Origin of the sequence: Terribacillus saccharophilus, assembly GCF_002272075.1 — a bacterium.
Lineage (GTDB): Bacteria > Bacillota > Bacilli > Bacillales > Amphibacillaceae > Terribacillus > Terribacillus saccharophilus_A.
In genome coordinates this window covers 21,197-30,935 of sequence record NZ_NPBJ01000044.1, presented here as the reverse complement: position 1 = coordinate 30,935, position 9,739 = coordinate 21,197, and the positions used below count along the sequence as shown (strand labels likewise).

Annotated in this window: 13 protein-coding genes and 1 pseudogene; 9 read left to right on the top strand and 5 right to left on the bottom strand. The window is 43.1% G+C overall.

The window, feature by feature from the left end:
- The 4 genes and pseudogenes from CHH48_RS19040 to CHH48_RS19025 all read left to right on the top strand — a co-directional run.
- A pseudogene (locus CHH48_RS19040) lies at positions 1–1,460 on the top strand (hypothetical protein); the annotation flags it as partial.
- A gap of 17 nt (positions 1,461–1,477) precedes the next feature.
- Positions 1,478–1,762: a hypothetical protein gene (locus CHH48_RS19035; protein ID WP_095220828.1), complete on the top strand. Its 285-nt coding sequence runs from the start codon at positions 1,478–1,480 to the stop codon at positions 1,760–1,762.
- Positions 1,759–1,944: an XkdX family protein gene (locus CHH48_RS19030; RefSeq protein WP_095220827.1), complete on the top strand. Its 186-nt coding sequence runs from the start codon at positions 1,759–1,761 to the stop codon at positions 1,942–1,944. The genes CHH48_RS19035 and CHH48_RS19030 overlap by 4 nt, the downstream gene beginning before the upstream one ends.
- A gap of 51 nt (positions 1,945–1,995) precedes the next feature.
- Positions 1,996–2,847, top strand: a complete 852-nt coding sequence (locus CHH48_RS19025; RefSeq protein WP_095220826.1) for a glycerophosphodiester phosphodiesterase — start codon at positions 1,996–1,998, stop codon at positions 2,845–2,847.
- A gap of 15 nt (positions 2,848–2,862) precedes the next feature.
- Here the strand turns inward: CHH48_RS19025 and CHH48_RS19020 are convergent, their stop codons facing one another.
- Positions 2,863–3,192 carry a hypothetical protein gene (locus tag CHH48_RS19020; protein WP_095220825.1) on the bottom strand — a complete coding sequence of 110 codons (330 nt, stop codon included), beginning with the start codon at positions 3,190–3,192 and terminating at the stop codon, positions 2,863–2,865.
- Complete coding sequence (locus CHH48_RS19015) at positions 3,185–3,922, bottom strand: ParA family protein (protein WP_095220824.1); 738 nt, start codon at positions 3,920–3,922, stop codon at positions 3,185–3,187. Before CHH48_RS19015 ends, CHH48_RS19020 begins: the two co-directional genes overlap by 8 nt.
- A gap of 124 nt (positions 3,923–4,046) precedes the next feature.
- Here CHH48_RS19015 and CHH48_RS19010 point away from each other — a divergent pair, with 124 nt between their 5' ends.
- On the top strand, positions 4,047–4,490 hold the full coding sequence (locus CHH48_RS19010) for a phage holin family protein (RefSeq protein WP_095220823.1): 444 nt from the start codon (positions 4,047–4,049) through the stop codon (positions 4,488–4,490).
- Between the two features lie 62 nt (positions 4,491–4,552).
- Positions 4,553–5,551, top strand: coding sequence for a LysM peptidoglycan-binding domain-containing protein (locus CHH48_RS19005; RefSeq protein WP_176466764.1), 999 nt, complete (start codon positions 4,553–4,555; stop codon positions 5,549–5,551).
- A gap of 261 nt (positions 5,552–5,812) precedes the next feature.
- Here the strand turns inward: CHH48_RS19005 and CHH48_RS19000 are convergent, their stop codons facing one another.
- On the bottom strand, positions 5,813–6,136 hold the full coding sequence (locus CHH48_RS19000; RefSeq protein ID WP_095220821.1) for a hypothetical protein: 324 nt from the start codon (positions 6,134–6,136) through the stop codon (positions 5,813–5,815).
- A gap of 265 nt (positions 6,137–6,401) precedes the next feature.
- Here CHH48_RS19000 and CHH48_RS18995 point away from each other — a divergent pair, with 265 nt between their 5' ends.
- The 3 genes from CHH48_RS18995 to CHH48_RS18985 all read left to right on the top strand — a co-directional run bounded on the left by CHH48_RS18995 (position 6,402) and on the right by CHH48_RS18985 (position 7,587).
- Positions 6,402–6,623 carry a helix-turn-helix domain-containing protein gene (locus CHH48_RS18995; protein ID WP_095220820.1) on the top strand — a complete coding sequence of 74 codons (222 nt, stop codon included), beginning with the start codon at positions 6,402–6,404 and terminating at the stop codon, positions 6,621–6,623.
- A 510-nt stretch (positions 6,624–7,133) separates the two neighbouring features.
- Complete coding sequence (locus CHH48_RS18990) at positions 7,134–7,358, top strand: hypothetical protein (RefSeq protein WP_095220819.1); 225 nt, start codon at positions 7,134–7,136, stop codon at positions 7,356–7,358.
- The gene (locus tag CHH48_RS18985) at positions 7,351–7,587 is read left to right on the top strand and encodes a DNA-binding protein (RefSeq protein ID WP_095220818.1); all 237 of its coding nucleotides are present in this window, start codon (positions 7,351–7,353) and stop codon (positions 7,585–7,587) included. Before CHH48_RS18990 ends, CHH48_RS18985 begins: the two co-directional genes overlap by 8 nt.
- Before the next feature lie 220 nt (positions 7,588–7,807).
- On the opposite strand, the gene CHH48_RS18980 is transcribed toward CHH48_RS18985, so the two are convergent.
- Both CHH48_RS18980 and CHH48_RS18975 read right to left on the bottom strand, forming a co-directional pair.
- Positions 7,808–9,313, bottom strand: a complete 1,506-nt coding sequence (locus CHH48_RS18980; protein WP_095220817.1) for a TOTE conflict system archaeo-eukaryotic primase domain-containing protein — start codon at positions 9,311–9,313, stop codon at positions 7,808–7,810.
- Positions 9,314–9,325: 12 nt separating this feature from the next.
- Positions 9,326–9,568: a hypothetical protein gene (locus CHH48_RS18975; protein WP_095220816.1), complete on the bottom strand. Its 243-nt coding sequence runs from the start codon at positions 9,566–9,568 to the stop codon at positions 9,326–9,328.
- Positions 9,569–9,739 lie beyond the last annotated feature (171 nt).

Below are 9,739 nucleotides of genomic sequence, written 5' to 3'. Positions count from 1 at the left end.
CCGCAGAAACTTCGATTGCTGCAGCAGTAGACGAAGGGGAAAGCTCCCTGGCCACAGCTGCAGCTACAGCAAAGACGGACGTAACGAATACGGCCAACTCGGCCAAGAGCTCCATTACCTCTACAAAAACCTCCGCAGAATCCTCGATTAATACCGCAAAAACCCAAGCAACTACAGCTATAAATGATCTTGTAACTTCTGCCCAGGGCAGTATAAAGACAGTTTCCGACCAAGTGGCAGCAGCGCAGACGAATATCGACGAGATCCTGGCGGCGATTAGGAATAATCAGCTGCTGAAAAAAACCGGCGATACCATGACAGGGCCATTAAATCTTACTGTTACGGATCCTACGCCTATCAATGTAAAAAGGACCGGAAACGCAAGCAATGCAAATATGAAGTTTGAACATGACGGCGCAACTGGTTTTATTGGAATTGATAAGAGCGGCCTTTGGAAGATTATTACCGGCACAGACGCCAACCTAGACGGAGCAGCTGCAGCTAAATTCCTGGAAACAACAGAAGGCGCACAAAACAAAGCGACAAAAGCAGAAACTAACGCAAAAAATGCCAGCGTACCACGCGCCGGCGGTACTATGAGCGGCCAGCTGGTTTTCGAGAATGATATAGGGATCTCCCACAAGTCCCCAAGCGGAGCAGCTCGACGAACAATCCATCGCGGCGGCGACGATAATGTTTATATTAATACCGACAACATAGGAAAAACGATTATCCGGGGATCTCAGGTAGTAAATAAAGATGGTAAGGACTTCGAGACAACGGAGGGAGCGCAGAATAAAGTAAAGGCCGTTACCGATGTAGCGCAAATGAACAAGATAACTAAAGATGATGGCGACGCGATGGTAGTAATCTCAAATACAGAGGACTTCCTGGCCAAGCTTCTAGCATTGCCACAGGGATTCCATACTTTTTATGCAGCGTCTGGCGGATCAATCAATACCAGACCAACCACGAACCCGCTGCGAGGAATCGCACATCTAAACGGATCCCGACGAGATGGCTTTATTTATGCGAGTGATCATCTAGGAAACGTATATACAAATCAGATAGAGGGCCAAAGGCCGGCGGGTTGGCAAAAGCTTAAAGGTGACAAGGATTTAACCTGGTATGACTTGCCGTTAGTAAATGGCGCTCAAATATATAGCGAAGCTGAAAGGCCAATGTATGCGATTGACGGAAAAACGGTCTGGTTAAAAGGGGCGGTAAAGGGCGTAACTGGCCCGCTGTTTACGGTTGCTACGCTTCCGGTTGGATTCCGTCCGCGTAACCAAGATCATACTTTCGCACAAAGTACGTCATTCGATGGATACAAGGCTACCGTCGTGCGCTGGAAGCTTGAAGCGGCGACCGGAAATCTATACGTACACAGGAACAGCATGGATCGCTACGATTCGGGCCAATGGTATCCGATTGCTACCAGCTTCCGATTAGATAACTAAAGGGAGGATTAAATAACATGAAACAAGCTTTTTTATGGAATCCGGAAACGCTCATTTTTTTACATGGCCAACCATTGCCGGCCAATGAGGAAGGGGAGTACGAGCTGCCGGAAAATGCTACCTGGCTCCCGCCCCAGGACGACAAGGGAAACTGGCTTATCCAAGCGAAATGGGATCCAGAAACTGCAGGCTGGAAAGAAAGTGGCCAACCGCCAGAGCCTTATAACCCGCTGCCAACAGTTGAGGAACAGCTGGCCGATCTAACAACAAAATTAATTATGCAGGGGGTGTTAATGCCATGATTACTATTGCCTGGACTGAATATGTGCGCAGCTATTATGTACGAAATGACTACTGGACAGATGAATTTGTTCAAACGATGGTATCAAAGGGGTTTATCACGAAAGAAGAATACGAGACAGCTAAAGCAGAACGAACAGAGCGTATCCAGCTGGAAGCAGCTGCAGGGGAAGAACAGGAATAATTTAGCTTCGTTTCTATTGATTGCATATTTCGAGTATGCTAGATTGAAAGTATGAAAAAATTAATGAATATCGTAATATTATCGTGTTTATTGTTGGTTTCTGGTTGTAGTTTTGTCGGATCCGCAGACGGCGGAGCGCCGACAGAAAAGGAAACGGCTTACGATCCGCTTATTATCGCGCACAGGGGAGCTTCTGATCTGGAGCCGGAGCATACTTTCTTATCCTATGAGCGAGCTTTGGAAGATGGAGCGGACTATATCGAGATTGATCTGCGCCAGACGAAGGACGGGGAGCTAGTGGCCGTCCATGACGAGGACGTAGACCGAATAACAGACGGATCCGGTAAGGTTGAAGATCTAACGCTAGACGAAATAAAGCAGCTTAACGTCGATAAAGGGCAGAAGATCCTCACGCTCCAGGAGATCGTCGACAAGTACAAGGATACGGCGCATTATTACATTGAAACCCGTACCGATAGTAAAGAGAATATCGTAATGGAGGAACAGCTGGTGTCTATCCTGGAAAGTCAGGATCTCATAGAAAAGGATCGCGTCATTATCCAGTCATTCTATGAAGATAGCATGCTAAAGATCCACGAACTTAATAGCGAAATTCCTTTCGTTCGTCTGCTGCGTAAAGCAGAAGTACAAGAGCTAGACGACGAAACGCTGCAGCATATCAAAAAGTATGCTATGGCCGTCGGAATCTATGCCGGCAGCGTAGACGCGGAACTGCTGAAACAGATTCACGATAACGGGCTGCAGCTGCATGTATATTATTACGACGATGAAAAGGAACTGGCACCTAAAATGCTCGATATGAAAGTAGATGGATTCTTTACCAATGATCCAGCGTATGCTATCGACCTGGTGAAAGAAGCAAACAAAAAAGAGGGCCAATGATTAGGCCCTCTTTGCTTATATGTCGAGATCTTTTTTCAATTCTTCGTAATCCTCGGGCTTCATGCTTTCCGCAGCCCAGGCGTTTATATATTCCTTTGCTTGATCCGTTGGGGCGTCCGTTTCCGGATCCCACATACCAGCTTCCTGCAGGTGATTTTTTAGCAGGCTTTCCACCAAAGCAGAAACGACAAAATCGTTATGATCTGCGTAACCGTTTAGCGTGTTTACAAGGGTCTGATTCATAAAGTAAGTATAATTTTTCTTCTTCTTTTTCTTCTTTTTAGCAACCCCAGAAAGTAGCTCCGTATTATCGTTTGCGAAAATGTTTGTTTTATTCTTATCCATTTACCTCAATCCTTTCTAGCAATTCCTCTATAAAATTATCGTACTGCTCGATCGCTTTTCGATCTGCCCGCAGCTTATCGGTGATACCCGTATAAGTCATATCTTTTATTTTTGTGCGGTGCTGAATGACCGTATTAAACATTATTTCCGGATATAGCTTTTTAGCAAGTGCAATAACCTTTTTATCGTGTTTGCTTCTTACGTCCTCTAAAGTCTGCAGGATCCCTATTAGCTTCGTATGGGAGCCGCCTTTCTTCTGCGCTACCTCAATACTATCTAACTGCCTTTCGATTGATTCCAGGCTCAGACGCTGCGTTTGCGAAACGATTACAACGTAATCAGATAAGCCGGTTCCCATTACAGAATTAGTATCATAGGCCGGCGGATTATCTACGATTATAAAATCATAATCCAGGCCTTTTAGATATTTACGGAAGGCTACAAATGTCTTTCCTGCATACTGCAGATCAATAGCATTGTTACCGAATTGGATCAAGTCGATTCCTTCCCGCGCCTGGTTGATAACCATGTCCCCGTTTTTAAGAGAGCTGTAATCCATTGTTGTAGGATCGTCGGCCAAGTAGATCCTAGCTTGTCCCTGCATGTCCATATCAACGACAAGAACCTTATACCCGCGCTTCTGCAGATAGAAGGCTGCGAAGGACGCCGTAGTAGTTTTACCGACGCCGCCCTTATGGTTGGTCATGGTAATAACGATAGGTTTATTCATTTTTATAAAACCCCCACAAGTTTTATTGTTACTAGACAATAATAAGTTAAATAATAGTTTATTGCAATATACAATAAATTACTATTCACACAAAAAATAACCAATTAATAAGGAGCTAATCAACATGTATTTAAATTCTATTGTTATCGACGCTTTACCTCTTTCTCCGGAGCATATTGCATATTTAACTGCAGTTTTCCGCTATTTCTTCGGTGATGGGAAATTCCTTGATATTCTTTTCTGGGCTTGTCTGATCGACATTGCAGCTGGTTGGATGAAAGCTATTAAGCTAGGAAACTTTAAGAGCCATTTCAATTTCATAGGGATCACGAAAAAGGTAGGTATCTTCTTCCTGGTTGTCGTCGCTGTTTTCCTGGATACCGTTTTAAGCACGAACGGCGTTATCTATACTGGCGTTGTTTTATGTTTAATTGCTAACGAGCTGGCGTCTGTATTGGAGAACCTGGCATTACTAGGCGTACCGATTCCGGACTTTGTTACGAAGCGTTTAGGCGTATTGAAAGACCAAGCACAGAACGAAGGAACAAAAGATCAGGACACTATGTAATAGATCGTTGCCGGCAAGTCTAGCTGCCGGCAATAAATTAAAACAACATGGAGGAAAAGAACATGAGTAACCAATCATTTATTAAAGACATTGCCCCGCATGCTGTAAGGATCCAGAAGGAGCATAATATCCTAGCAAGTATCATCATGGGCCAGGCTTGCCTGGAATCGAACTTCGGAAAAAGTGGTTTGGCCACAAAAGGAAAAAACCTTTTCGGCATTAAAGGAACATATAACGGCCAATCTGTAACCATGCGGACAGCCGAGCAAAATTCTAAAGGACAAGTCTATTACGTAGACGCTGCTTTCCGGAAGTATCCTAGCTGGTACGAGAGCATGGAGGATCATGCAGATCTGTTTTTAAACGGTGTTTCATGGAATCGCAATCTTTACAGGGCAGTAATCGGGGAGAGAGATTACAAGAAGGCTGCTAGAGCAATCCAGGACGCTGGATACGCTACAGACGTAAACTACGCAAACAAGGTTATCAATGTAATCGAGCAGTACAACCTCAATGCCTATGACAAGGGCAGCGCTTCTGTAAATCCTTCTCCGCAAAAATCCACCTCAACAGCTGCAGCTGGAAGTTATACCGTCAAGAAGGGCGATACTCTTTCTAAGATTGCAGCAGCAAACAACACCACAGTAAAAGCGCTCCAGGATCTCAACGGCATTGACGATCCGAACCATATCGAAGCAGGTCAGACTATCAAACTTAAAGGCAGCAGCTCAAAGCCAGCCGCTGGCGGTACTTACGTAGTCAAGAAGGGGGACAACCTTACAAAGATTGCTAAAGCCTACGGGACGACGGTAAAAGCGCTCCAGGATCTGAACGGGATTAAGGATCCGGATTTAATTAAAGCCGGGCAAAAACTAAAGGTAACAGGATCCGCGCCGAAAAAGGCAGCAGCTGCTAAGAAGGAATATTATGTAGTGAAAAGCGGGGACGCTTTGAGCAAGATTGCAGCAAAATATAAAACTACGGTTAAACAGCTGCAGAACTGGAACAATATTAAGAATCCGGATTTAATCAAGTCCGGTCAAAAACTTCGCGTAAAATAATAAAAAGCCCTTTACCGTTATGGTAAGGGGCTTTTTTTGTGGTATATTATAGGTGGTGTTTAACGTATGTCTGGAAAAGCGCGCTCTTTATGAGTAGCGCTTTTTTTATTTTATAGAACAGATCGCGCATTTTCTCAGCTCCTTAAAAAATGGAAGGGTATTGCTCATTGCCTTTATTAACTTCGGCGTATGCCTGCGTTATGTTCTCTACAACTTGCTCCATAAATTCTTTCAATTCTTCTTTTTGCTTTTCGCTCATATTTAACATTCCTTTCCGGAGAGTTTTTCCTTTATGCGGTTCGTTATCATTTTCCGCATGCGGTTTTCTGCTAGGTTTTCATTTACGAAAACAATGCTTTCCGTTGCCTTGCTAGGTTCGTCATACAAGATAAAATGCGTATCCAGGAAGGGGACGTATATTTTACGGTAGTCCTGGACAATCCATAGCAGCATGTTTCCGATGTTTACCGGCAATTCGTCATGTAATACGTTCCGCAGGATTCTTTGCCAGCGTTCCGTCTTGATACGTTTCTCGGTCTGGTCAATGGATTCAAAAGCTAATTCCATCTGTTCGACTTGTTTCATGCTATCCGCTCCTTATAGAAATTTGATGATTGCGAAGTAATTACCGACGATTACCGCGCCCCATAGAATCGGCATTGCGATAGTAGGGTTAGTTAGCTTTTTCATTGTTTCCCCTCCTTCTCATATTCCGATATTCGTAATCGGATAATGTAATCATAAATTACGATATTCGGAAGGTCAAGCATTAAATTACGAAATTCATTAATTTTAGTTACGTTATTCGTAATATGTTATGGTATGATAAGCAAAAAAGGGAGGAAGCCAAGTGGAAAAAGAATTAGAAGTGAAGCTGCGGGAAGCTTTCAAAAAGCGGGGATATACGCAGGAGCAAGTGGCTGCCGCTATCGGCACAAGTGCAAGAGCAATCAGCGAAGTAGTGACAGGGAAGGCAAAGACAATCAATAGGGAAATGCTTGTTAAGATAATCAATCTCCTGGAGATAGAGGATATACGCGAAATCCTGGAGATAGTGGAAAAGAAGGCATAACAAAAGCGGTCCAGCTAATAGCAGGGACCGCTTTTGTTATAAAAAAATTACGAAATTCGTTAATTTATTTGTGTAAACCTATTGCAATAATTGCAATAGGGTGTTATAATTAATATATAGAAAGGGGGTGAGGGAATGGAGCTAACAACGATAAGGGAAATCGTCCTTACTATTGCGGGTGTAGCAACAACGGTGAAAATTGTAGTGGATTTAACCATTGCTTACAAAGACCGCAAAAAGCAGGACGACGAGTAATCCCAAACAGGGCGGGGAGCAATCCCCGCTTACCCTTATCAATATTATAACACTCCATTCGATAATATGAAAAATCGTTTATCTGTCACAGACCTAGCTGTTTTTGTTATCTTTGCGCTGTACCTATCTAGTCTGGATATAGCTGCAGCCGGGCCGATTGATTGGGTAATAATAAGCCTGTTCAGCCTGACAATTATTCTGACTGTAGTAAAGATGTTTATCGTATCTAAGAAGAAATAAGGGAGCGTGGCGCAAGTGCAACTGAAAGAGGACGTAATCCAGGATATAAAGAATTATATTGTTTTCGGCGCAACAAGCATAGACGAAGCCCTGGAGCTTCTATATGGCATTGCTAAAGGCTGGCCCGGGGTTCCGCGCGATCTGGCGGATCCCTATGCTGATCTAAACGATCAAGAAAAAGCGGAGATCCTGACGCGGATCAGTAAGGAGCTACCGGCAGCAGGTGCTTCCAATGACTAAAGAGGAAGCCCTGCAGCTACTAGATAAACACTTTATGTCTATAAAAGAAGTTATGGACTATCTGGAAATTTCCCGTAGCGCGCTTACTTCACTTGTAAAAAGGGAGAAGGTAACGCAGCTAGAAAAGGGCGGCGTAAAGCTGTTTATGAGGGAAGAAATAGAGAAGCGTAAAGCAGACCAGCCCGAGTTGCAGCAGAAGTTTAGACCGTATGAGCATAAAGAAGATTAGCCGGCAGCGGAAAAGCGCCGGCTTTTTTGTATTCCGGAAGAACTAAAACGACAAAAAACGACACGCCTTAAAAGCGTGTCGATAGCTCTTTATGCCCTTTACGGTAACAATTTCCGTTGATATACTGGCATAAGTCTTGTATTATTAGGTTATATTGTTACTGATGATAGTTTATATCAGTAGCAGCTGCCTGCAAACAGCTGCCGCTGATTGAATATGTTTATTTGTTCGATACTGTATATGCTTTATGGTAGTCGCGTTTGTAATAGGTATCGCGGCCAACGATACCTTTACAAACTTCTGGATCTATTAGCTCAGCAACAACAGTATAGAACAAGCTGGATACGGAACCCTTTGCCCCCACAAGCAAACAGGGTTCTTTTTTTGTGCTCTTTTCTATCAGCACTTTATATACATTCGGCTTACATATAGGGCGGTTCTCCTGCAAGGAACGAACCCTATCTATTTCATTGTGGCTTACAATCTCAATTAATCCCATGCTTTGCAGCTTCCGGATCTTCTCAGCCAGGCGGAGCCTGTTAGAATCGTTTCCCATACGCTCCAGGGTTTTATACGTCATGTAAAAAGTACCGTCGTCCTGGGCGTGTAGTTTGCTATGAAGCAAGAAGCTAAAGAGCAATTTCTGGAGCGGTAGCTTTTTAATCTTTAATATCTGCAGCATTTCGCTCCTGGTTACTTCTGCAGTCGTCGTGTACTCTTTAAAATCGTAATCTTTTTCATAGGTGATCTTAACGAGCCTTGATACTTCTTTAATAGCAAAGTCTAGCGTCGTCTTATCGCTTATCAGCTCGCGGCTTTTCTCGAATGTGTTACCGATAATATTCGAGATAGACATAAATGCTTCTTCTTTCTCATAGCCGAGCGTCTTATAAAAGATAGCAAGCCGCAGCGTCGTTACATGCCTGGTTCCTTTATATTTAAGTTGTCCCAGGTTCAATACGTCCATGAGGTCTTTCTTTTGCTCGGAAACAGTTTTCTGGTCGGTGTAAATGTCCATTATGACATTCTCAATGTCTACGGCTTCGGTGTGCGATACTTTGAAGATCTCCGCTTTTGTTTCTTCCGGGTACGTATCATTAAACCAATCTATCCAGGAAGTAACGTCCAGGGGTTGAGCTTCTAGTATTGATTCATCGGGCAGCTGCTCTAGTGTGTGGTCACAGTAGAAAGCTTTTAATCCTGTTTCTTTATGGATCCCGAGCGGAACCTTTACGCCGAGGGAGGTAGGGCGTAGCTCGATCTGCTTCGGATCTGCTCCCATTCGCTCCAGCACCAAGTCATATAAGCGCTTCGTAAATGTTTTCTCGATACTCTCGCTAAAAAATATGTCTACATGATACCCTTTCTTTCCGCTAAACGAAGGGAAGATATGAGCAGGCTGTATATTAAAATCCTCTATAAGTGTATGGATCAAGTGATACGTTAACTGTTTTGCTCTTAGGTGGTTATCTTCACTTGTTAGCTTGTCGTCGGATACGTCTATATCGAATGTAATAAACTTCGTTACTACATTACCGCCGAATACGCCTATAGTTGTTTTGCCCTTTATATGATCTTTCATATCAGATAGATTGATAGGGCGCTGGTATTCTCTATAGGTTTTCGGGCTGGTAGGGGACGGCTTACGCTGCCGTAAATGCTTATTTACATTCAATACGTATAGATCCATTAATTTTTCAGCGAGAGCATTAGGCAGCTCACGCATGAAATTTCCCCTTTAGGCTGTAATATGGTTTCTTTCTGCTGCAGGGTGCTGCTGGAATATCCCTGCATACTTCTTGTCGAGATAAGCAGCTATCTTGTCGCTAGTTTCGTCGCTTAATACAAAGCGCTGTTTTACAAAGTTTACTAGCGACTGCCTTGTTACAATCTGACTATCTTCCGCTATGAAAGACATTTTAACGCCATAGTTAGACGTTAATAGAATAAGGTTACTACGCAATAAATCGTTATTAGCCAACGTAAACCCTCCTATCTACAATACAAAAAGATTGTAACTATCTAAAAAAAATAAAACCTTATTAGTTTTATATTGTGATTCTATCATAATGCATTATTCATAACAACAATAAAGATTGAATAATGATTAAATAAACTTCTATTATGTATAAAAAATGGATCCGAGAGAGGT

Bases quoted from the DNA above. Each gene is read 5' to 3' on its own strand.
- CHH48_RS19010 (WP_095220823.1), top strand. From the start codon at position 4,047: ATGTATTTAAATTCTATTGTTATCGACGCTTTACCTCTTTCTCCGGAG.
- CHH48_RS19020 (WP_095220825.1), bottom strand. From the start codon at position 3,192: ATGGATAAGAATAAAACAAACATTTTCGCAAACGATAATACGGAGCTA.
- CHH48_RS19025 (WP_095220826.1), top strand. From the start codon at position 1,996: ATGAAAAAATTAATGAATATCGTAATATTATCGTGTTTATTGTTGGTT.
- CHH48_RS18985 (WP_095220818.1), top strand. From the start codon at position 7,351: ATGACTAAAGAGGAAGCCCTGCAGCTACTAGATAAACACTTTATGTCT.
- CHH48_RS19000 (WP_095220821.1), bottom strand. From the start codon at position 6,136: ATGAAACAAGTCGAACAGATGGAATTAGCTTTTGAATCCATTGACCAG.
- CHH48_RS19005 (WP_176466764.1), top strand. From the start codon at position 4,553: ATGAGTAACCAATCATTTATTAAAGACATTGCCCCGCATGCTGTAAGG.
- CHH48_RS18980 (WP_095220817.1), bottom strand. From the start codon at position 9,313: ATGCGTGAGCTGCCTAATGCTCTCGCTGAAAAATTAATGGATCTATAC.
- CHH48_RS19030 (WP_095220827.1), top strand. From the start codon at position 1,759: ATGATTACTATTGCCTGGACTGAATATGTGCGCAGCTATTATGTACGA.
- CHH48_RS19035 (WP_095220828.1), top strand. From the start codon at position 1,478: ATGAAACAAGCTTTTTTATGGAATCCGGAAACGCTCATTTTTTTACAT.
- CHH48_RS19015 (WP_095220824.1), bottom strand. From the start codon at position 3,922: ATGAATAAACCTATCGTTATTACCATGACCAACCATAAGGGCGGCGTC.